This window comes from Paraburkholderia sp. BL10I2N1, assembly GCF_004361815.1.
In the GTDB taxonomy this organism is placed as follows: domain Bacteria; phylum Pseudomonadota; class Gammaproteobacteria; order Burkholderiales; family Burkholderiaceae; genus Paraburkholderia.
The window spans coordinates 32,526-54,351 of sequence record NZ_SNWA01000001.1; the positions used below are offsets into that span (position 1 = coordinate 32,526).

General features: G+C 63.9%; 23 protein-coding genes. 13 read left to right on the forward strand and 10 right to left on the reverse strand.

Annotated elements, in window-relative coordinates; all coding sequences use genetic code 11:
• Window positions 1-34: 34 nt before the first annotated feature.
• The 10 genes from kdpE to B0G77_RS00240 all read right to left on the reverse strand — a co-directional run bounded on the left by kdpE (window position 35) and on the right by B0G77_RS00240 (window position 11,061).
• On the reverse strand, window positions 35-733 hold the full coding sequence (kdpE, locus tag B0G77_RS00195) for a two-component system response regulator KdpE (protein WP_133660319.1): 699 nt from the start codon (window positions 731-733) through the stop codon (window positions 35-37).
• A complete protein-coding gene (locus B0G77_RS00200; protein ID WP_133660320.1) occupies window positions 726-3,677 on the reverse strand; it encodes a DUF4118 domain-containing protein in 2,952 nt (983 codons plus the stop codon). Before B0G77_RS00200 ends, kdpE begins: the two co-directional genes overlap by 8 nt.
• Before the next feature lie 165 nt (window positions 3,678-3,842).
• Window positions 3,843-4,421, reverse strand: a complete 579-nt coding sequence (gene kdpC / locus B0G77_RS00205; protein WP_133660321.1) for a potassium-transporting ATPase subunit KdpC — start codon at window positions 4,419-4,421, stop codon at window positions 3,843-3,845.
• A gap of 30 nt (window positions 4,422-4,451) precedes the next feature.
• The gene (kdpB, locus tag B0G77_RS00210; protein WP_133660322.1) at window positions 4,452-6,563 is read right to left on the reverse strand and encodes a potassium-transporting ATPase subunit KdpB; all 2,112 of its coding nucleotides are present in this window, start codon (window positions 6,561-6,563) and stop codon (window positions 4,452-4,454) included.
• 31 nt (window positions 6,564-6,594) lie between these two features.
• Complete coding sequence (kdpA, locus tag B0G77_RS00215; RefSeq protein ID WP_133660323.1) at window positions 6,595-8,400, reverse strand: potassium-transporting ATPase subunit KdpA; 1,806 nt, start codon at window positions 8,398-8,400, stop codon at window positions 6,595-6,597.
• Window positions 8,397-8,489 (reverse strand): K(+)-transporting ATPase subunit F, encoded by a 93-nt coding sequence (kdpF, locus tag B0G77_RS00220; protein WP_133660324.1) that lies wholly within the window; start codon window positions 8,487-8,489, stop codon window positions 8,397-8,399. Before kdpF ends, kdpA begins: the two co-directional genes overlap by 4 nt.
• Entirely contained in the window at window positions 8,486-8,599 is a 114-nt protein-coding gene (locus B0G77_RS00225) for a potassium ABC transporter ATPase (RefSeq protein ID WP_133660325.1), read from the reverse strand. Before B0G77_RS00225 ends, kdpF begins: the two co-directional genes overlap by 4 nt.
• A 193-nt stretch (window positions 8,600-8,792) precedes the next feature.
• Window positions 8,793-9,767: a quinone oxidoreductase gene (locus B0G77_RS00230; RefSeq protein WP_133660326.1), complete on the reverse strand. Its 975-nt coding sequence runs from the start codon at window positions 9,765-9,767 to the stop codon at window positions 8,793-8,795.
• Between the two features lie 64 nt (window positions 9,768-9,831).
• Window positions 9,832-10,221, reverse strand: coding sequence for a methylglyoxal synthase (locus tag B0G77_RS00235; protein ID WP_133660327.1), 390 nt, complete (start codon window positions 10,219-10,221; stop codon window positions 9,832-9,834).
• 60 nt (window positions 10,222-10,281) lie between these two features.
• Window positions 10,282-11,061, reverse strand: a complete 780-nt coding sequence (locus tag B0G77_RS00240; RefSeq protein WP_133660328.1) for an SDR family oxidoreductase — start codon at window positions 11,059-11,061, stop codon at window positions 10,282-10,284.
• 296 nt (window positions 11,062-11,357) lie between these two features.
• On the opposite strand from B0G77_RS00240, the gene upp reads away from it, so the two are divergent.
• The 13 genes from upp to B0G77_RS00300 all read left to right on the forward strand — a co-directional run bounded on the left by upp (window position 11,358) and on the right by B0G77_RS00300 (window position 21,819).
• Complete coding sequence (upp, locus tag B0G77_RS00245; RefSeq protein ID WP_133660329.1) at window positions 11,358-12,008, forward strand: uracil phosphoribosyltransferase; 651 nt, start codon at window positions 11,358-11,360, stop codon at window positions 12,006-12,008.
• 421 nt (window positions 12,009-12,429) lie between these two features.
• Window positions 12,430-13,158, forward strand: coding sequence for a YebC/PmpR family DNA-binding transcriptional regulator (locus B0G77_RS00250; RefSeq protein ID WP_133660330.1), 729 nt, complete (start codon window positions 12,430-12,432; stop codon window positions 13,156-13,158).
• A 173-nt stretch (window positions 13,159-13,331) separates the two neighbouring features.
• The gene (gene purD / locus B0G77_RS00255; RefSeq protein WP_133660331.1) at window positions 13,332-14,609 is read left to right on the forward strand and encodes a phosphoribosylamine--glycine ligase; all 1,278 of its coding nucleotides are present in this window, start codon (window positions 13,332-13,334) and stop codon (window positions 14,607-14,609) included.
• Between the two features lie 265 nt (window positions 14,610-14,874).
• Window positions 14,875-15,798 carry an oxygen-dependent coproporphyrinogen oxidase gene (gene hemF, locus B0G77_RS00260; RefSeq protein ID WP_133660332.1) on the forward strand — a complete coding sequence of 308 codons (924 nt, stop codon included), beginning with the start codon at window positions 14,875-14,877 and terminating at the stop codon, window positions 15,796-15,798.
• Between the two features lie 62 nt (window positions 15,799-15,860).
• A complete protein-coding gene (locus tag B0G77_RS00265; protein ID WP_133663973.1) occupies window positions 15,861-16,568 on the forward strand; it encodes a nicotinate-nucleotide adenylyltransferase in 708 nt (235 codons plus the stop codon).
• A gap of 3 nt (window positions 16,569-16,571) precedes the next feature.
• Complete coding sequence (gene rsfS / locus B0G77_RS00270) at window positions 16,572-17,030, forward strand: ribosome silencing factor (protein ID WP_133660333.1); 459 nt, start codon at window positions 16,572-16,574, stop codon at window positions 17,028-17,030.
• Between the two features lie 58 nt (window positions 17,031-17,088).
• On the forward strand, window positions 17,089-17,559 hold the full coding sequence (rlmH, locus tag B0G77_RS00275) for a 23S rRNA (pseudouridine(1915)-N(3))-methyltransferase RlmH (RefSeq protein ID WP_133660334.1): 471 nt from the start codon (window positions 17,089-17,091) through the stop codon (window positions 17,557-17,559).
• A 191-nt stretch (window positions 17,560-17,750) separates the two neighbouring features.
• On the forward strand, window positions 17,751-18,380 hold the full coding sequence (locus B0G77_RS00280; protein ID WP_133660335.1) for a Maf family protein: 630 nt from the start codon (window positions 17,751-17,753) through the stop codon (window positions 18,378-18,380).
• 9 nt (window positions 18,381-18,389) lie between these two features.
• Entirely contained in the window at window positions 18,390-19,859 is a 1,470-nt protein-coding gene (rng, locus tag B0G77_RS00285; protein ID WP_133660336.1) for a ribonuclease G, read from the forward strand.
• 174 nt (window positions 19,860-20,033) lie between these two features.
• Window positions 20,034-20,354, forward strand: coding sequence for an ecotin precursor (locus B0G77_RS00290; protein ID WP_133660337.1), 321 nt, complete (start codon window positions 20,034-20,036; stop codon window positions 20,352-20,354).
• A 205-nt stretch (window positions 20,355-20,559) separates the two neighbouring features.
• Window positions 20,560-20,817: a hypothetical protein gene (locus tag B0G77_RS00295; protein WP_133660338.1), complete on the forward strand. Its 258-nt coding sequence runs from the start codon at window positions 20,560-20,562 to the stop codon at window positions 20,815-20,817.
• Window positions 20,818-21,241: 424 nt separating this feature from the next.
• Complete coding sequence (locus tag B0G77_RS43015) at window positions 21,242-21,400, forward strand: hypothetical protein (RefSeq protein WP_166656095.1); 159 nt, start codon at window positions 21,242-21,244, stop codon at window positions 21,398-21,400.
• A gap of 104 nt (window positions 21,401-21,504) precedes the next feature.
• On the forward strand, window positions 21,505-21,819 hold the full coding sequence (locus B0G77_RS00300; protein WP_133660339.1) for a hypothetical protein: 315 nt from the start codon (window positions 21,505-21,507) through the stop codon (window positions 21,817-21,819).
• Window positions 21,820-21,826: the final 7 nt, after the last annotated feature.

The following is a 21,826-nucleotide window of genomic DNA, read 5'->3' on the forward strand; positions in this document are numbered from 1 at the left end:
TTGGGCTCGCGTGCCATATCGCCGGGCATATATCTCAGAGCGCGCCGACCAGCCGGTAGCCGACCCCGGTTTCGGTCACGATGTGCTCTGGCTGCGCCGGATCGCGTTCCAGTTTCTGCCGCAGATGCGCCATGTAGATGCGCAGATAGTGATGGCTTTCGACATGCGACGGCCCCCAGACGTCGCGCAGCAACTGGCGGTGCGTCAGCACACGGCCGGCGTGACGGACGAGCGTCGCCAGCAGCCGGTATTCGATCGGCGTCAGATGAACCGCCACGCCGTCGCGCGAAACCTGTCGCAGCGCCAGATCGACTGTGACCGCGCCGAACTGCACCTGCGGCGAATCGTTCGCGCCGCCCTGGTTGCGGCGGCGCATGTGCGCGCGAATCCGCGCGAGCAATTCCGACACGCCGAACGGCTTGGTCAGGTAGTCGTCGGCGCCGGCGTCCAGCGCGGCGACTTTCTCGGTTTCCTGGGTGCGCGCCGACAACACGATGATCGGCAGATCGCTCCAGCCGCGCAGTTCGCGGATCACGTCGAGGCCGTCGGTGTCCGGCAGGCCGAGATCGACGATCACCAGATCGGGTTTGCGCGTCGCGGCTTCGACGAGTCCCTGCTTGCCGGTTTCCGCGTCATGAACCGCGATGCCCTCGCCTTCCAGCGACGCGCGCACAAAACGCCGGATCTGTTTTTCGTCTTCGATCAGTACGACGGTAATGCTCGGGTCACTCATGGGTCGGCTTTGAGTTCTGCGGGGAGGTTCCTGCCGACGCGGGCGTCGAATCGACCGGCAGATCGTGGGGAATGGAAGACGGCATATCGGTGGCGTCTGCTGTGTGGTCCGGCACGGAAACCGATGTCGCGGGTTCGTCTGCGAGGCCGGGTTCGTCGACCAGGGATTCGTCCGGGGATTCAAGCGCTTCGGGCGACGACGGCGGCGGCGTTTCCACCGGCAGCGTGAACCAGAAGCGCGCGCCTTCGACATGCCCGTCCGCCGCCATGCGATTGACCGCGCCGATTGTACCGCCATGCGCATCGACGATCGCACGGCAGATCGCCAGACCCAGCCCGATGCCGGGCTTCGCCGATTCCTTCTCGCCGCGCGTGAATTTCTCGAACACTCGCGCTTCCATACCGGCCGGCAGGCCCGGGCCGAAATCGTCGACGATGACGCGCACGAACGGTTTGCCATCGTCTTCGACAAGCTCGCCACCGATCACGAGCGGTGTATCCGGCGGCGCATATTTGGCGGCGTTCTCGAACAGGTTCGAGAACAGGCGCTCCATCAGCACGGCGTCGAGCTGCAGCAACGGCAGGTCCAGCGGCAACTTCACCTGCACCGGGTGCCGCACGAGCACGCGACGGCAGGCGCGCAGCGCAGCACCGACCGTCTCTTCGAGCAGTGACCACTGCCGGTTCAGCTTCAGCCCGCCCGCCTGAAGCCGCGCCATGTCCAGCAGGTTCGTGACGATACCGGTCATCCGCAGCGCCTCTTCGTGAATCGCTTCCACGAGATCGTCGCCGGGCAGCGGCTCGGGATGCGATTCGCGCGTCTGCGCAAGCATCGACGAGAAACCGACGATGGCGGTCAACGGCGTGCGCAGATCGTGCGATATGGCCGACAGCAACGAATTGCGCAACCGCTCCGACTCCATGTTCACCAGCGCATCGCGCGCGATGTCCACGTAGTGGACGCGCTCGAGCGCGAGCGCGATCTGGGCGGCGAACGCGTCGAGCATGCGCTGCTGCTCGGGCACGTTGAGTTCGCGCTCGTCTTTGGTCACGACGGCGAGCACGCCGCGCGTGCGCATCGGCGCTTTCAGCGGCAGATACAGCGCCGCGGCGGCGGGCAGCGTGTCGGTGCCGTGGCCCGCCGGCTTCTGCTGGTCGTAGACCCACTGGCCGACGTCGATATCGAGCGCGCTGCCTTCGAGCGTGATCGCCGCGTCGGCCTCCTCGATCTTCTGCTTAACCTGATCGGCGCTGTCCGGCAGCAGGATCGCGACGCGTGCTCGGAACACCTCGCTCACATGCCGGCTGCCGATCTCGACAATCTGTTCGGTCGCGAGCGCCGCCGCCAGCTCGCGCGCCATCGCATACATCGCGCCGGTGCGCTGCTCGCGACGTCGCGCGACGCTCGCCTCGCGCCGCAGACTCGAAGTCAGATGGCTGATCACGAGCGAAGTCAGCAGCATGCTGAAGAACGTCAGCAGATATTGCGTATCCGATACCGACAACGACATGCGCGGCGGCACAAAGAAGAAATCGAATGCCGCCACGCTAAGAAACGACAGCACGACGCCCGGCCCGCGCCCGAGCTTCACGGCGGCGAAGATCACACCGAGCAGATACAGCATCACGAGGTTGGTCAGATCGATGCGGTCGAGCAACTGGCTCGCGACCAGCGTGATACCTGCGCAGATCGCCAGCGCCCAGGCATACGCGTGCGGCGGCGAGCGGCGCTCGCGGGCCGCGCTCATTGCATCGCGCCATGCGCGTGCGCCTGCGTCGAGCAGCGTGTGGCGCTCGACGCCTTCCTGTCCCGAAGACTCACGGATCAAGGTCAGCTCGACATCGCCTGCGCGTTCGGCGATACGGTCGCCCAGCGGCCGACGCAGCAAGCGCGTCAAGCCCGAACGCGACGACGCGCCCGCCACCAGCTTCGAGACGTTGCGCACGCGCGCGTAGCCGATCAGTGCCGCGACGGCGTCGCTACCGGCCAGCGTCGCTGTTTCAGCGCCGAGTTCCGCCGCGAGTTTCAGCGCATTCAGCGTGCGTTCGCGGCGTGCATCAGGCAGCCGCTGGAGCTTGGGCGTTTCGACGTAGACAGCGATCCAGTCGGCTTTCAGCGCCGCGGCAAGGCGCGCGGCCGCACGTACGAGGGTCGGTGCCTCCGGACCGGGACCGACGCACACGAGCAGCCGGTCGCGCGCCTGCCAGATACGCTGGATCGAACGGTCGGCGCGATATTCGCGCATCTGTGCATCGACGCGATCCGCCGTGCGCCGCAACGCCAGTTCGCGCAGCGCAATCAGATTGCCCTTGCGAAAGAAGTTGCGCACCGCCCGCTCGGCCTGCTGCGCCATATACACCTTGCCGTCGCGCATCCGGTCGAGCAATTCTTCGGCGGGCAGGTCGACGAGTGTCACTTCGTCCGCGCGATCGAACACGCGGTCAGGCACGGTCTCCCAGACGCGGATGCCGGTGATCTGGCCAACCACGTCGTTGAGGCTTTCGAGATGCTGGACGTTGACCGTCGTGTAAACATCGATGCCCGCGTCGAGCAGTTCGTAGACATCCTGCCAGCGCTTCAGGTGACGCGCGCCCTGCACGTTCGAATGCGCCAGTTCGTCGACGAGAATCAGCTGCGGTTTACGCGCGAGCGCCGCATCCAGATCGAATTCGCCGAGCTTGCGGCCGCGATACTCGATCTGCGCGAGCGGCAGCACATCGAGGCCGTCGAGAAGCGCGGCCGTCTCGCTGCGCCCGTGCGTCTCCGCGATGCCCACCACCACATCGACGCCATCCTCCTTGCGCCGGCGGGCTGCCTGCAACATCGCATACGTCTTCCCCACACCGGCCGACGCGCCAAAGAAAATCTTCAGCTTGCCGCGCTGGCTTTTCGCTTCATCGCGTTGCAGCTTGTCGAGCAACTCGTCGGGATCGGGTCGGTTCATGCGTGGTGGTTGTCATGTTGCCGTGGGCGTGCGCTGCCGGTTCGGTGTCGTCGCGCAAACGGCGGTTTATCTTTGCATGGTCGCATGGCTGTAAAACGACCGCAAACGGCAAAGGCGGTGCCGCAGCGCGGCACCGCCTTCAGGAGCTTCATGCACTGCCGCAGATCAGCCCTGGTGCGCCTGATCGAGCGCCAGGTTCAGCTGCAGCGCATTGACGCGCGACTCGCCCAGAATGCCGAACTGGCGCCCGCTCGTATAACGCTCGACGAGCGCCTGCACATCGTTAGGGTTCATCTTGCGCGCCTTCGCCACACGGTCGATCTGATACGCGGCCGCCGCGGGACTGATCTCAGGATCGAGACCGCTGCCCGACGACGTCACGAGATCGACCGGCACCGGCTGCGACATATCGGTACCGGCAGCCTTCAGCGCGTCGATGCGGCCTTTGACTTCGTCGGCAAGCGCCGGATTGGTCGGTCCGAGATTCGAAGCCGACGAGCCCTGCGCGTTGTACGGCATCGGCGAAGTGGCCGACAGACGGCCCCAGAAGTACTGCGGCGCGTCGAACTGCTGGCCGATCAGCTTCGAGCCGACCACCTTGCCGTTCGCTTCGATCAGGCTGCCATTGGCCTGATCGTTGAAGACCGCTTGTCCAACCGCGGTCATCACCGCGGGATAAGCCAGTCCGGTGATGGCGCTCAGCACGGCGAAGATCACGATCAGCGGACGAAACAGGGATTTCATGATTAACAGTTCCTTTTTGGAGCGCAGCGTTCAAACCCAGCCAAACGCGGCCAGCACCATGTCGATCAGCTTGATGCCGATAAACGGCACGATGATCCCGCCGAGGCCGTAAATCAGCAGATTGCGGCGCAACAGGATCGCCGCGCCAAGCGGCCGGTAACGCACGCCCTTCAGCGCCAGCGGAATCAGCAGCACGATGATCAGCGCGTTGAAGATCACCGCCGACATGATCGCGGACGCCGGCGTCGCGAGATGCATCACGTTGAGCGTATTCAGCACCGGATAGGTGGTCGCGAACGCGGCCGGGATGATCGCGAAATACTTGGCGACGTCGTTGGCGATCGAGAACGTCGTGAGCGAGCCGCGCGTCATCAGCATCTGCTTGCCGATTTCGACGATCTCGATCAGCTTCGTCGGGTTCGAATCGAGGTCCACCATGTTGCCGGCTTCCTTCGCCGCCTGCGTGCCGGTGTTCATCGCCACGGCGACGTCGGCCTGCGCGAGCGCGGGGGCGTCGTTGGTGCCGTCGCCCGTCATCGCCACGAGCCGCCCTTCGGCCTGGTGCGCGCGGATCGTCGAGAGCTTCGCTTCCGGCGTGGCTTCAGCAAGGAAATCGTCGACACCCGCTTCGGCCGCGATTGCCGCGGCGGTCAGACGGTTGTCGCCGGTCACCATCACGGTCTTGATGCCCATCTTGCGCAACTCGGCAAAGCGCTCCTTGATGCCGCCCTTCACGACGTCCTTCAGTTCGATCACGCCGAGCGCGCGCGCATTGCCCTCGCCTTTTTCCGCCACCACGAGCGGCGTGCTGCCGCGCCGGGCGATTTCCGTCACCGCGTTGTTCATCTCGGCAGGGAAACGGCCGCCGTGCGCCTCGACGTACTGCCGGACGGCGTCGGCCGCGCCCTTGCGGATTTCACGTCCCGGCGCCCCGAAAGAAGTCCCCTTGGGGGACAGATCGACGCCACTCATCCGCGTCTGCGCGCTGAACGCGATGAACACCGGATGCAACGTTGCCATGTCGCGCTGACGGATGTTGAAGCGCTGCTTGGCCAGCACGACGATGCTGCGGCCTTCCGGCGTTTCATCGGAGAGCGACGAGAGTTGCGCGGCGTCGGCCAGCGCTTCTTCGGTCACGCCTGGCGCCGGCACGAAGAGCGACGCCTGACGGTTGCCGAGCGTGATCGTGCCGGTCTTGTCGAGCAGCAGCACGTCGACGTCGCCGGCCGCTTCCACGGCACGACCCGACGTTGCGATCACGTTAGCCTGCATCATGCGGCTCATGCCGGCCACGCCGATCGCCGACAGCAGGCCACCGATCGTCGTCGGAATCAGGCAGACGAGCAGTGCCACCAGTGCGGTGATCGTCACCACATGCCCGGCTTTCGCCGCTTCGACGGAGAACATCGAGAACGGCAGCAGCGTGGCCGTGGCGAGCAGCATCACGATCGTCAGCGCCACGAGCAGGATCGTCAGCGCGATCTCGTTCGGCGTCTTCTGACGCTTCGCGCCTTCGACCATCGCGATCATCCGGTCGAGGAAGGCCTCGCCCGGGTTCGCCGTCACGCGCACGACGATCCAGTCCGACAGCACGCGCGTGCCGCCCGTCACCGACGAGAAGTCGCCGCCCGATTCGCGGATCACCGGCGCGGATTCGCCGGTGATGGCCGATTCGTCGACCGACGCGACGCCTTCGACCACTTCGCCGTCGGCCGGAACCACGTCGCCGGTCTCGACCAGCACGACGTCGCCGCGGCGCAGGTCGGTCGCCGCCATGATGCGGATCGGCGACTTCGGATGAGGCGCGTTGAGCTTCTTGGCCATCACGTCTTTCTTCGCGCTGCGCAGCGACGCCGCCTGGGCCTTCGAGCGGCCTTCGGCGAGCGCCTCCGCAAAGTTCGCGAACAGCACCGTGAACCACAGCCACAGCGTGACCGCGAGAATGAAGCCCGCCGGCGCTTCAGCCTGACCGGCGAGCGCGGCGATCCACAGGATCGTCGTCAGAATGCTGCCGACGTACACGCAAAACATCACCGGATTGCGAAACTGCGTACGCGGCGTGAGTTTCCTGAAGGAGTCCACGATCGCCGGACGCACCAGCGTCGGATCGAACATGGACCGGGTTGCGGAATGATCAGTCATCTGTTCCTCGAATTCCTCAATATGCCTGGGTTCAATGGCCGGCGATCATCAACAGATGTTCGACGCCGGGGCCCAGAGCCAGGGCAGGCACGTAAGTCAGTGCGCCAACCAGCAGGACGGTGCCAAGCAGCAGGACGACGAACAGCGGTCCGTGCGTCGGCAGCGTGCCGGCCGTGACGGCGATGCGCTTTTTCGCGGCGAGCGAGCCGGCAATCGCCAGCACCGGAACGATGGTGCCGAAGCGGCCGAACCACATCGCGATACCGGTGAGCCAGTTGTAGAACGGCGTGCTCACGGTCAGGCCGGCGAACGCGCTGCCGTTGTTGTTGGCAGCCGAACTGAACGCATAGAGAATCTCGGAGAAGCCGTGCGCGCCCGGGTTCGCGATACCCGCCTTGCCGGCATCGGTCAGCACGGCAATCGACGTCCCGACCAGCACGAGTAGCGGCGTGAGCAGTACGACGATCGACACCATCTTCATTTCGAAGGACTCGATCTTCTTGCCGACGTACTCAGGCGTGCGGCCGATCATCAGCCCCGCGACGAACACCGCCAGCAACGCGAACACCAGCATTCCGTACATCCCCGAACCGACACCGCCGAAGATCACTTCGCCGAGCTGGATCAGGAGCATCGGAACCAGGCCGCCGAGTGGCGTCAGCGAGTCGTGCGCGTTGTTCACTGCGCCGCACGAAGCCGCTGTCGTCGCGACCGTGAAGATGCCCGACTGCGCGATGCCGAAGCGCGTTTCCTTGCCTTCCATATTGCCGCCCGGCTGCAGCGCGTTCGCCGATTGGTCGACGTGCAGCGCAGAGAACGTCGGATTACCGCGTTGCTCGGCGCCGATTTCACCGGCCACGCAGATGGCGAACGCGATCGTCATCACTGCCAGCACGGCAACGCCCTGCTTGCGGTCCCCGATGGTCTGCCCGAACACGAGGCACAAAGCCGCCGGAATGATCAGGATCGCGAGGATCTGCACGAAGTTGGCGAACGGCGTCGGGTTTTCATACGGGTGCGCCGAGTTGGCGTTAAAGAAGCCGCCACCGTTAGTGCCGAGCATCTTGATCGCCTCCTGCGAAGCGACCGGACCCATCGCGATCGTCTGCGTCGTGACCTTGGTGTCGACCGTCACCGGATTGCCCTTCGCGTCCTTCACCGGGTTGCCCTGGGCGTCGAGCTTGGGCGCAGCGTAGGTGGTGGTCTGCAGGGTCGGCACGTCCTGATAGGACTTGAAGTTCTGGATCACGCCCTGGCTCATCAGCAGCGCAGCGATAATCGCAGCCATAGGCAGCAGCACGTACATCGTCACGCGCGTGATGTCCACCCAAAAGTTACCGATCGTCTGCGTCGTGTGACGTGCGAAGCCACGGATCAGCGCGATCACGACGACAATACCGGTCGCAGCCGACAGGAAGTTCTGCACGGTCAAGCCGAGCATCTGGGTCAGATAGCCGACCGTCTGCTCCGGCGTGTAGTTCTGCCAGTTTGTGTTGGTCACGAAGCTGACCGCCGTATTGAACGCGCCGTCTACACTCATCGCGCCGAACTGCTGCGGGTTGCCCGGCAACCAGCCCTGGACGCGCAACAGCAGATACAGGAAGAAGACGCCGAAAACATTGAACGCAATCGTCGCTATCGCGTAATGCTTCCAGCTCATTTCGGTCGACGGATCGACGCCGGCAATGCGATACAGCAAGCGCTCGACGGGACCGCCGAAGCGCACGACGCGCGAGGTGCCATCCATCACCTTCGTCAGGTAGCGCGAGACGGGCACCGCCGCGGCCAGCAGAACGACGAGAAAGATCACACTTTGAAGGACATTGTTGGCGTTCATTCAATGTCCTCCGCGCGCAGAAGCGCATAGACGAGGTAAGCGAAGAGCAGCGCGGTCGCGGCTCCCGACAGCCACAGGATCCAGCTCATGAGCGCGCTCCCTGGCCGCGCCGGAACTGCATCAACTTCTCGCAGCCAGCGATCAATGCAAAGGTCAGCGCTGTGAAAAGCACCAGCCCCCCGATGTACAGCACATCCATTTAGAGTTCTCCATGTACGGACTTTGGATGACTGCAACGTTATGCCGATCGGCGTAAAGGACGGGTCAAAGGTGTCAAGGGAGGTATAAAAATCCCGTAAACGGACAAGGCCACTTCAGCGTCGAGCTGAAGCGGCCTTGTTGTGTCGGCGCGTCTGGACGCGCCTCTGGCGTGGCTGATCCCTGCGGCCTCCTTACGGCAGCAGGATCGTCGATCCGGTCGTGCGACGGCCTTCGAGGTCGGCATGCGCCTTCGCGACATCGGACAATGCATAGCGCTGGTTCACGCTGGTCTTGACCTTGCCCGAAACGATCATCTCGAATAGCTCGGCCGCCATCGCGTCGTAATCGCTGCGCTTAGCGATGTAGGTGAAGAGCGCCGGACGCGTAAAGAACAGCGAGCCCCGACCGGCGAATTCGGACGAATCGATCGGCGGCAGCGGCCCCGATGAATTGCCGAAACTCACGAACATGCCCAGCGGCGCGAGGCAATCGAGCGACGCCGTGAACGTGTCCTTGCCGATCGAATCGTAGACGACGGGCACGCCCGCGCCGTTCGTGATCTCGCGCACGCGCTTCGTAAAGTTCTCGCGCGTATAGACGATTGGATAGTCGCAACCGTGGGCTTTCGCGACGTCGGCTTTCTCGTCCGAACCGACCGTGCCGATCACCGTTGCACCCAGCGCCTTCGCCCACTGGCACGCGAGCAGCCCGACGCCGCCGGCTGCCGCCTGGATCAGGATCGTGTCACCGGCCTTCACCGGGTAGGTACGGCGCAGCAGATATTGCACCGTCAGGCCTTGCAGCATCACTGAGGCCGCGTCTTCATAGCTGAGCGCATCCGGTAGCTTTACGACCTGCGCGGCAGGCAGCACGCGAGCCTGCGCATAAGCGCCAGGCGGACGCCCAACGTAGGCGACACGATCGCCGGCCTTCAGATCCTTCACGCCCGCGCCGACCGCCGTCACCTCACCGGCCGCCTCCATGCCGAGTCCGCTCGGCAACGGCAACGGATAAAGCCCGTTGCGAAAGTACACGTCGATATAGTTGAGGCCGACGGCGTGCTGTTTGATACCGATCTCGCCCTCACCCGGCTCGCTTACGTCGACATCGACCCATTTCATCACTTCCGGGCCGCCCGTCCTGTCGAATCGAATCGCCTTCGTCATGGTGTCTCCTGATTGTTGTTGCGTGTTGCTGCCTGTTGCTGGCCGCGCTGGATCGACAGATGTGTCAAACCTGATGCGTGAAACGCAGCGTCAGGACGTCGAGAATCATCCGCGCGGTAGAAATGTTCGTCGCGCAGGGGACGTTGTGCACGTCGCACGCGCGCACCAGCGCGTTGATGTCGGGTTCGTGCGGCTGTGGCGTCATCGGATCGCGCAGGAAAATCACCATGTCGACCTTGCCTTCGGCGAGTTGCGCGCCGATCTGCAAGTCGCCGCCGTGCGGGCCCGACAGCATCCGTTCGACCGTCAGGCCATGCGTCGACGCAATACGCGAACCGGTCGTGCCGGTCGCGACGATCTCGCAGCGCCCGAGCGTGTCGACATATTCGCCGGCGAGGCGAACGATGTCGTCCTTCTTGTGATCGTGCGCGATCAGCGCGATGCGGGTGGTCATGACGTGCTACTCCTCAATGTGTTGTTATGGTGGCGTGGTGCTGACAACCGCAACTGGCGTTCAGAACGTGCCCGGATAGGCGCCGCCGTCGATCAGCCAGTTCTGGCCCGTAATATAGCCCGCATGCGTGCTGCACAGGAACGCGCAGGCGCGGCCGAATTCATCGGACGTGCCAAAGCGGCCCGCCGGAATCGACGCCATGCGCCGCTTGCGCGACTCTTCGACGGAAATGTCCTGCGCCTTCGCCTGCGCGTTGATGGTCGCGACGATACGGTCCGTGTCGAACATGCCCGGCAGCAGGTTGTTGATCGTCACGCCCTGCGGCGCGACCTTGCGAGCCAGTCCGGCAACGAAACCCGTCAGCCCCGAGCGCGCGCCGTTGGACAGACCCAGCACGTCGATCGGCGCCTTCACCGCCGAACTCGTGATGTTGACGATGCGGCCGAAATTGCGTCCGATCATCCCGTCGATGGTCGCGCGGATCAGTTCGATCGGGGTCAGCATGTTGGCTTCGAGCGCACGGATCCAGTCGTCGTGCGTGAACTGGCGGAAGTCGCCGGGGGGCGGGCCGCCCGCATTGTTGACGAGGATATCCGGCTGCGGACAGGCGGCGAGCGCGGCGGCACGGCCTTCGGGCGTGGTGATGTCGCAGGCGACCGTCTTGACGTCGACGCCGGTTTTTGTGCGGATTGCGGCCGCGGTCGCCTCCAGCGTCTCAGCAGTGCGCGCCACGATCACGACGTTCACGCCTTCGGCGGCCAGCGCTTCCGCGCAGCCGCGCCCCAAACCCTTGCTCGCTGCGCATACCAGCGCAGTGCGTCCTGCGATTCCCATGTCCATGTGCGTATCCTCTTTTCCCACTCCGCAAGCGGAATGGCGGTTTTATCGACGCTAGAAAGCGGAACACCGGTGCGGCGGGCGCCGCATCGGCCATGCCGGCCTGGATGAGGCGGCCGGCCTGATGCCCCTGATTCTAGAAGAATCGCCGCCGCGTTGCCGCGAAGAGCCCCGCAATCTCCGGTTTCTTCCGACGGCACTTTCGGTAAACTTGCAGCCGTGGCGCGCGCTGCCCGCCGGTTTGCCGGCGCGGTGGGAGGCGCCTGCCGATTCCTCTTGCCAACGCGTGCGCTCAAGCCATGACACAGGACAGCCGTTTTCCCAATCTTTTCATCCTCGACCACCCGCTGATCCAGCACAAGCTGTCGCACATGCGCGACCGGGATACGTCGACGCGCACGTTTCGTGAACTCCTGCGCGAGATCACGCTCCTGATGGGCTACGAGATCACCCGCAACCTGCCGATGACGACGCGCCGGGTGTCGACGCCGCTCGTCGATATGGACGCGCCCGTGATCGCCGGCAAGAAACTGGCGATCGTGCCGGTGCTGCGGGCGGGCGTCGGCATGTCGGACGGGCTGCTGGAACTGATTCCGTCGGCCCGCGTCGGGCACATCGGGGTGTACCGGGCGGAAGATCACCGGCCGGTCGAATATCTGGTGCGCCTGCCGGACCTCGAAGACCGGACCTTCATCCTGTGCGATCCGATGGTGGCCACCGGCTATTCGGCGGTGCACGCGGTGGACGTGCTGAAGCGCCGCAACGTGCCGGGCGGGAGCATCATGTTCCTCGCCCTGGTGGCCGCGCCCGAAGGTGTTCAGGTGTTCCAGGACGCGCATCCGGATGTGAAGCTGTACGTGGCATCGCTCGATTCGCATCTGAATGAACACGCGTATATCGTGCCTGGCCTCGGCGACGCCGGCGACCGGCTGTTCGGCACCAAGAACTGACTGCGGGCGCGTCGAAAGCGGGCGCTGCGCGGGTGCAGCGCCCGCTTTCGCTGTTGCGCCGCGCTTCTTCCGCGCATTTCCCCGCCGAACACGCGCTGCCGCCGTCCTGCGGCATGATAAAATTCGAATCCGCTCATCAGGCGACTCAAATCTGCCAGCCCCACAGCGCAATGCGCTTTCGCGGGGCCTTGCGGCCGGCGCAGTATCGGCGCCAATGGCCCGCATAGCCCCGGCAGCCCGCTTCGCCCCGCCCACCCGCTCCACCCTGTGTGGTCCGGCGCCAAAGGCGGGCCCGGGGTGAACACGGTGTGATGGAACAGACATCGAGGCGCGCTCGGGTAGCGCCTGAAGAAAGCAACATCGGCAAAGACAACTTGCACTTATGCGTGCGCACCCCGTGTGCACGCGACGGAGAAAGGTAATGGCGGGTCATTCGAAATGGGCCAACATCAAGCATAAGAAGGCAGCGACGGATGCCAAGCGCGGCAAGATCTGGACGCGGCTGATCAAGGAAATTCAGGTCGCGGCCCGCATGGGCGGCGGAGAAGTCGACACCAACCCGCGTCTGCGGCTCGCCGTCGACAAGGCGTATGACGCCAACATGCCGAAAGACAACATCAACCGCGCGATCCAGCGTGGCGTTGGCGGCGTCGACGGCGCAAACTACGAAGAAATCCGCTACGAAGGTTACGGCATCGGCGGCGCGGCGATCATCGTCGACACGATGACCGACAACCGTACACGTACCGTGGCGGAAGTGCGTCACGCGTTCTCGAAGTTCGGCGGCAACATGGGCACGGACGGCTCGGTGTCGTTCATGTTCGATCACGTCGGCCAGTTCCTGTTCGCTCCCGGCACGCCTGAAGACAAGCTGATGGAAGCCGCGCTCGAAGCCGGCGCTGACGACGTCGTCACGAATGACGACGGCAGTATCGAAGTAGTTTGCCCGCCGAACGATTTCCCGAAGGTGAAGACGGCGCTCGAAGGCGCGGGCTTCAAGGCGGAAGTCGCCGAAGTGACGATGAAGCCGCAGACGGAAGTCGAATTCACCGGTGAAGACGCGCTCAAGATGCAAAAACTCCTCGACGCCCTGGAAAATCTGGACGACGTGCAGGAGGTCTACACGAACGCAGCCATCGCCGACGAATGAGCAGGGCGCGCGGGCCAGCTCTCGTGGGCGCCCCCTTGTGCGCTGCCCGCCGGCTCCCGCGTTCCGGCTCCTGCATGGCGCATCGTGCTTTTCGCCTTGCGCGAATCTTGCTGTAAATCACGGCTGACGCAGGCGCGTCGGCCGTCACTGTTTTTTAGTCTTCGGGGAATCACATGAAGTTACTCGTCGTCGGTTCCGGCGGTCGCGAACATGCGCTCGCATGGAAGCTCGCGCAATCGCCGCGCGTTCAGCTCGTCTACGTTGCACCGGGCAACGGCGGCACCGCGCAGGACGAGCGTCTGCGCAACGTCGATATCACCGAACTGGATGCGCTCGCCGACTTCGCCGAGAAAGAACAGATCGCCTTCACGCTGGTCGGGCCGGAAACGCCGCTCGCCGGGGGCATCGTCAATCTGTTCCGCTCGCGTGGTCTGAAGATTTTCGGGCCGACGAAAGAAGCCGCGCAGCTCGAAAGCTCGAAAGATTTTGCGAAGGCCTTCATGAAGCGTCACGCGATTCCGACCGCCGAATACGAAACCTTCTCGGATGTCGCCGCCGCGCACGCCTATCTGGATGCGAAGGGCGCGCCGATCGTCATCAAGGCCGACGGCCTCGCCGCCGGCAAGGGCGTGGTGGTCGCGCAGTCGCTCGATGAAGCGCATGCCGCCGTCGACATGATGCTGTCCGGCAACAAGCTGGGCGATGCGGGCGCGCGGGTCGTGATCGAAGAGTTTCTCGATGGCGAGGAAGCGAGCTTCATCGTGATGGTCGACGGCAAGCACGTGCTGGCGCTTGCATCGAGCCAGGATCACAAGCGGCTGCTTGACGGCGACGAGGGTCCGAACACAGGCGGCATGGGCGCGTATTCGCCCGCGCCGATCGTCACGCCCCAGTTGCATGCACGCGTGATGCGCGAAATCATCCAGCCGACCGTGCGCGGCATGGAGAAAGAAGGCATCCGCTTTACCGGTTTCCTCTATGCCGGCCTGATGATCGACGCGCAGGGCAACCCGAAGACGCTCGAATTCAACTGCCGCATGGGCGACCCGGAAACGCAGCCGATCATGGCGCGCCTGAAGGGCGATTTCTCGAAGGTCGTCGAGCAGGCGATCGCGGGCACGCTCAATACGATCGAACTGGAATGGGATCGTCGTACCGCGCTCGGCGTCGTACTGGCTGCGCACAACTACCCCGACGTCCCGCGCAAGGGCGACCGGATCAGCGATATCCCGGCCGAAACCGGCGATGCCGTGACGTTCCATGCCGGTACGACCTTCACGGACGGCAAACTGACCACCTCCGGCGGCCGGGTGCTCTGCGTTGTCGGCCTTGCGGATTCGGTGCGCAGTGCGCAGTCGGTTGCCTACGAGACGATCAACCAGATCTCCTTCGACGGCATGCAGTACCGTCGCGACATCGGCTATCGCGCGGTCAACCGCAAGCACAGCTAGTCCGCAGCGCAGCATGGCTGCTCTCCCAGTCAACGCTACACTGCGGGTTGACCTGCGGTGTAGTGGCCATGCCAATGTCGCCCGATACCGCGCCGGGGCGTATTGATGCCGGGTGCTCCCGGGCGCTGTTCCGGGCAACCCGGCAACCCGGAAACCGGGAAACCGGGAAACCGGGCAACCGGGCAACCGGGCAACCAGGATACGGCCCACCCCACTGCTCCTTTCATGAACCCGCGGCCCGACTATCCGGCCGCCGTCAGCATCCATGACCGATTTGACCTACGACGTAGCGGCCGTCCGCACATGGCTAGAGGGCCTGCAGACACACCTCGCCGATACGCTCGGCACCTTTGACGGCACGCCGTTCGCCACCGACGCCTGGCAGCGCGCGCCCGGCGAAAAGCTGCGCGGCGGCGGCTGCACGCGGATTCTCGAAGGCGGCGCTTTCTTCGAACGGGCCGGTATCGGCTTTTCGGACGTGGCTGGCGATACGCTGCCGGGCTCAGCGAGCGCGGCGCGCCCGCAGCTTGCCGGACGCGGTTTCGAGGCCATGGGCGTATCGCTCGTGCTGCACCCGCACAATCCGTACTGCCCGACGGTGCACATGAATGTGCGGCTCCTGATCGCGACGAAAGCCGGTGAGGCGCCGGTGTTCTGGTTTGGCGGCGGCATGGACCTCACGCCCTACTACGGCTACGAGGACGACGCGCAGCACTTTCACCGCGTCTGCCGCGACGCGCTGCAGCCTTATGGCACCGACCTGTACCCGCGTTTCAAGCGCTGGTGCGACGAGTATTTCTTCCTGAAGCATCGCAACGAGCCGCGCGGCATCGGCGGAATTTTCTTCGACGATTTCGCGGAACTGGGTTTCGACCGCTCGTTCGAGATGGTGAAAAGCGTCGGCGACGCGTTCCTGAACGCTTACCTGCCGATCATCGAAAAGCGCCGAGCACAACCTTATGGCGAAGCCGAGCGCGATTTCCAGGCTTATCGACGCGGCCGTTACGTCGAATTCAACCTGGTCTTCGACCGTGGCACACTGTTCGGGCTGCAGAGCGGCGGACGCACCGAATCGATCCTGATGTCGATGCCGCCTGTGGTGAACTGGCGCTATAACTGGCAGCCGGAACCGGACACACCGGAAGCGCGCCTCTATTCCGATTTTCTCGTGCCGCGCGAGTGGGTTTGAGCCGGGTGCATTCCCACCGGCCCCGCCCCACGCCCGACGCCCCGTCACGAAAGGACCCGCACCTGAATCCGAACGCTCATCCTGTCGCGCTGCCCCGCCGGATCGGTCTGCTGGGTGGCACCTTCGATCCGATCCACGACGGCCACCTCGCGCTCGCGCGGCGTTTCGCCGACGTGCTCCAGCTGACCGAACTCGTGTTGCTGCCGGCCGGCCAGCCGTGGCAGAAGACGGACGTATCCGCGCCGGAGCACCGGCTTGCGATGACGCGCGCGGCGGCCGGCTCGCTCGTGATGCCGGGCGTCACGGTGAGCGTCGCCACCGACGAAATCGAGCGTGAAGGACCCACCTACACCGTCGAAACGCTGCAACGCTGGCGCGAACGCGAAGGTGCGAAGGTGTCGATATCGCTGCTGATCGGCGCCGACCAGCTGGTGCATCTCGACACATGGCGCGACTGGCGGCGGCTCTTCGACTACGCGCACGTGTGCGCGGCGACCCGGCCAGGTTTTGAACTTGCAACGATCCCGTCGCCGGTGGCCGCCGAGATCGCCGCGCGAGAGGCCCGCGCGGAAGTGTTGCAGGCAACCCCTTCAGGCCATCTGCTGATCGACACGACGCTTGCATTCGACGTCTCAGCCACCGACATCCGCTCGCACCTGCGCGAGCGGCTCCAGCACCATGCCGGAGGCAAGGAACACGACAGTGCCGCAAGCCCTGTCCCTGCCGACGTATGGGACTATATTCTTCAACATCATCTGTACCATCGATAAACAATGGATATCCGCAAACTGCAACGCGCGATCGTCGACGCCCTCGAAGACGTGAAAGCGCAAGACATCAAGGTGTTCAACACCAGCCATCTGACCTCCCTGTTCGACCGCGTGATCGTCGCGAGCGGGACGTCGAACCGGCAGACCAAGGCGCTTGCTTCCAGCGTGCGTGAAAAGGTCAAGGAAGCCGGCGCCGACATCATCAGCACCGAAGGCGAGGACATCGGCGAATGGGTGCTGGTCGACTGCGGCGACGCGGTCGTGCACATCATGCAACCGGCGCTGCGCCAGTACTACAACCTCGAAGAAATCTGGGGCGACAAGCCCGTGCGCGTGAAACTGTCCAGCTCGAACACCTTTGGCGGCGCGCGCGCGAGCGAGCCGCTCGACGATGAAGACGAGGACGAAGAACCGGTCGCGAAGCCCGCGCGCAAGGCGGCGGCGCGCCGTCGCTCGACTTGACGCTGCGTCACTTCGATGTCCCTTGATTTGTTCGGCTCCTCGCTTTGACCGGCTCACGATGAAGCTGCATATCCTCGCAGTCGGCCACAAGATGCCGGACTGGATCGCCACCGGTTTCGACGAATACGCGAAGCGCATGCCCCCCGAGCTGCGCATCGAGCTGCGCGAAATCAAGCCGGAACAGCGCTCGTCTGGCCGTCCGGCGGAAAGCGTGATGGCGGCTGAGCGGCAGAAGATCGAAGCTGCGCTACCGAAGAACGCGCGCATTGTCGCCCTCGACGAGCGCGGCAAGGACTGGACCACCATGCAGCTCGCCGCGGCGCTCCCCGTCTGGCAGCAGGACGGGCGCGACGTCGCGTTCCTGATCGGTGGCGCTGATGGCCTTGATCCTGATCTGAAGGCTCGCGCCGACATGATGCTACGCGTCTCCAGCCTGACGCTGCCGCACGCGATGGTGCGCGTGCTGCTCGCCGAACAGCTTTACCGCGCGTGGACCATCACGCAAAATCACCCCTATCACCGCGCGTGAGCGCTGGAGCGTCTGACAGCATCAGACCGTTCGCGGATTCGCTTCGCTCCCCCGGCCCCTTTCGCTGCTTTCGCTCCAGTCGTGCAATGGACGTGGCTCATACGCGGTTTTCCGTGTGCCTTTTGCGTCCGCCTGAGTCTTCAGGCGTTCTCGAGCGCACTGCAAGCGATACGCCACATCGAGACCCGTTCATGCCTTCGTCGTCCTCTGCGCTTCACCCTTTCGTGTACCTCGCCTCGCAAAGCCCGCGCCGCCAGGAGTTGCTGCAACAGCTCGGCGTGCGCTTCGAACTGCTGCTGCCCCGCCCCGACGAAGACGCCGAAGCGCTCGAAGCCGAGCTGTCCGGCGAGCTTGCGCACGACTACGTGATGCGCGTGTGCATCGCGAAGGCGCAAGCCGCGCGAGCACGGCTCGTCGCGGGCGGTCATGCGAATGCGCCGATTCTGGTTGCAGACACAACGGTCACCATCGATGATGCGATCCTCGGCAAACCGGTCGATGCCGACGACGCCGTAGCGATGCTGACGCGCCTCGTGAGTCGCGATCACGAAGTGCTGACGGCGGTGGCCGTCGTCGATGCGGCGGGTTCGCTGTTACCTGCCGCGCTGTCGACGTCGCGGGTTCGCTTTGCTGCAGTGCAAGTCGACGCGCTGCGCCGCTACGTTGCGACGGGCGAGCCGCTCGGCAAGGCCGGCGCCTACGGCGTGCAGGGCCGCGCCGCGGAGTTTATCGAGCATATCGACGGGTCCTATTCAGGTATCATGGGTTTGCCACTTTTTGAAACCGCTGAACTGTTGCGTGCAGCGCGCATCGACTTCTAGAACAACACCATGAATGAAGAAATCCTGATCAATGTAACGCCCCAGGAAACGCGCGTCGCGCTTGTCCAGCAGGGCGCAGTCCAGGAACTTCACGTCGAGCGCACGCTGTCGCGGGGCCGCGTCGGCAACGTGTATCTGGGCAAGGTCGTGCGCGTGCTGCCCGGCATGCAATCCGCGTTCATCGACATCGGTCTCGAGCGCGCCGCGTTCCTGCACGTTGCCGATATCTGGCATCCGCGCATTGCCGGCGAACCGCAACAGCAGGTGCCTCATCAGCCCATCGAAAAAATCGTCTTCGAAGGCCAGTCGCTGATGGTGCAGGTTGTCAAGGATCCGATCGGCACGAAAGGCGCGCGGCTCTCGACGCAAGTCAGCATCGCCGGCCGCACCCTCGTGTACCTGCCGCAGGAACCGCACATCGGCATCTCGCAGAAGATCGAAAGCGAAGCCGAGCGCGAGGCGGTGCGCGCGCGGCTGACCGCGGTGTTGCCCGCGGATGAAAAAGGCGGCTATATCGTGCGCACCATTGCCGAGGATGCGACGAGCGAAGAGCTTGCCGGGGACGTCGCGTATCTGCGCAAGACGTGGGCCACGATCCTGTCGCAAGGCCAGCGCATGCCGCCGACAAGTCTCCTGTATCAGGACCTGAATCTTGCGCAGCGCGTGCTGCGAGACTTCGTCAACGACGAGATCACACGCATCCAGGTCGATTCGCGCGAAACGTTCCAGATGCTGTCCGACTTTGCGGCGGAGTTCACGCCGGCGGTGTCGTCGAAGCTGCATCACTACACCGGCGAGCGGCCGCTCTTCGATCTGTACAACATTGAGACCGAAATCCAGCGGGCGCTGTCGCGGCGAGTCGACCTGAAATCGGGCGGCTATCTGGTCATCGACCAGACCGAAGCCATGACCACGATCGACGTGAATACCGGCGGCTACGTCGGCGCGCGCAATTTCGACGACACCATTTTCAAGACCAACCTCGAAGCGGCCCATACGATCGCGCGCCAACTGCGCCTGCGCAACCTGGGCGGTGTGATCATCATCGATTTCATCGATATGGAAAACGCCGAGCATCGCGACCAGGTGCTCGGTGAACTGAAGAAGGCGCTGTCGCGCGACCGCACACGTGTGACCGTAAACGGGTTTTCGCAACTCGGGCTCGTCGAGATGACGCGCAAGCGCACACGCGAATCGCTTGCGCATGTGCTATGCGAGCCTTGTCCAGTGTGCCAGGGCAAGGGGCAGGTGAAAACCGCGCGCACCGTCTGCTACGACGTGTTGCGCGAGATCCTGAGGGAGTCGCGTCAGTTCAATCCACGCGAGTTTCGGGTGGTGGCTTCGCAGCAGGTCATCGATCTTTTTCTTGAAGAAGAGTCGCAGCATCTGGCGATGCTAATCGACTTTATCGGCAAGCCGGTGTCGTTGCAGGTGGAGTCGAATCTGAGTCAGGAACAGTACGACATTGTCTTGATGTAGAGACCCAACTGAGCGCGCCGAGGTCGACTCTTACCCGGAGATCCTCCACCACCCAACACCTCAAGGCCGCCTTACAAACGAAATCTCCCGTTACCACTTGCTGCATCTATTACTGCCTGGCCCGCCGACAATCGGCAGCATGTCGCTCAAAGCTACAAAATGCAGGAGAGCAACATGCAAAAGATGGCGGCATCACTGTTACTTGCCGGAAGCCTGATCGCGTCAGGCCAGGCTTCCGCCCATGATCATGACGGGGATATTCTGGGCGCGCTGATCGGCGGGGCGGTCATTGGCGCGGTAGTGAGTTCTGCCCTGAACCCGGCGCCGGTGGTCGCCTACCAGGCGCCCGTGTACCAGACTCCGGTGTATCAGGCGCCTGCCTATGAAGGACCGCCGCCGGGTTACTGCTACGACCAGTATCAACGCGCCTATGTCGCCTGTTGTGCCGCGCCGGCGGGTCAATACGGCTACGCTCCCGGCCGGCCGGCCTGGTGACCGAGTTCACGCCGGAAGCCGCCTTGCGCCGCTTCCGGCACACTGACTCCAACGACGGCGCTCAACCTGCTTTTCCCATGGGCCGCGCCCCTCCGTCGCCTATCGAATTGGACAGTTGGCAGTTCACTTAAATCAGTCTAGAGTATTCATCAGATGTAAGAGCAAAACAGGTCAACGACCAGCAAACAGCATGTCACGGGGGCATATGATGACCTTGATCGACCAGGACATCGCGCACATCACGCGCGTGATGTTGCCGTCATTGCACGGCGATCTCGGCGGGCCGATCCTGCCGTCTACCTACTGGCGAAAGCGGCTCCACCAGTTGCTTGAAGTCGAGCACCTTTCAAAGGCGCAGCTCTGTTCGTTAGATAGCCTGCTGCTTCAACTGGACGAGTTCGACGCCGGTTCGCGGCGGCGCGATACCGCGCCCCCTCCCCAGGCCTTCGCCCGTCACGTGTAAGCCTCAAATCAGCGGATGTTTTGAAGCCAACGCAACGGGGGCGCTTGCCCGTTGCATTTTCAAACTGATCTTGCAAATCCTTCAATAAACAGCCCGATTATCAAATTCGGCATTCCCGCGGAGAATGTGTCCCTGGTTCAGCGCAACGCTTTCTCGCGGGAAATGTCATGTTGAAAGCACTTTCCGCCGCCGTCCGCGCTACCGCCATCGCCGCCACTGCAGTAGCCGCTCTGGCCACTTCACCGGTCGCCCACGCCGCCAGCGAATGACTACCTCGGCCATATCCTCTAAGCGTCGGCGAAACCTCGTCGGAAAGACAACCTGACGCTGCTGAAGCAACTGGGTGTCGTGAAGCCGTAGCGGTCCCTCTCCCTGCAGATCACCTAGAATTCCTGGTATGCAGGTGAAATAGATGGAGGCCGCCATGGCTGAATCGATGGTGAGCGCGGTGGTCGGGCTGATCGTGCTGATCGTTGCCGCAATCCTCGTGAGCTCGCACTACCGGCGCGCGCATTCCAGAGAGCGGCTGCTTCAGCGGCTCGACGGACACCGTCTCTGGGAGCGCATGAGGCATCGGCATTGAATGACGCGCCAAATTGCACCGCGCGGCGCGAAAACCGCCCGCAGACCAGATGGCAGTCAAACGAAGCGAATACCCGAAACGAAACGGCTTGAACGGAGACGATCATGTCCGACGAACAGGCGCAGTGGCAATTGGTGGAATATGAAGGATTCGAAATCCACGTGGCCCCGTCTGTAAAGGGCCAGACAGAGCAGCACTCGCCCCAACCCGGCGACCGCTTCACCTACGTCGGCTACGTCTGCCACCCGGGCGCGGACCCGAAGCTGCCCGGCCATTCCGTGCCGTTTCATGCAGACGGAGAAGAGACATTCAAGAGCGCGGATGACGCGCTGTACGAAGGGGTTCACGTTGGGCGCAGCATCATCGACGGCACGCATCCCGATTTGACGGTGCTCCCGCTCGTGACTGGAGGTACGTAAAAAAGGG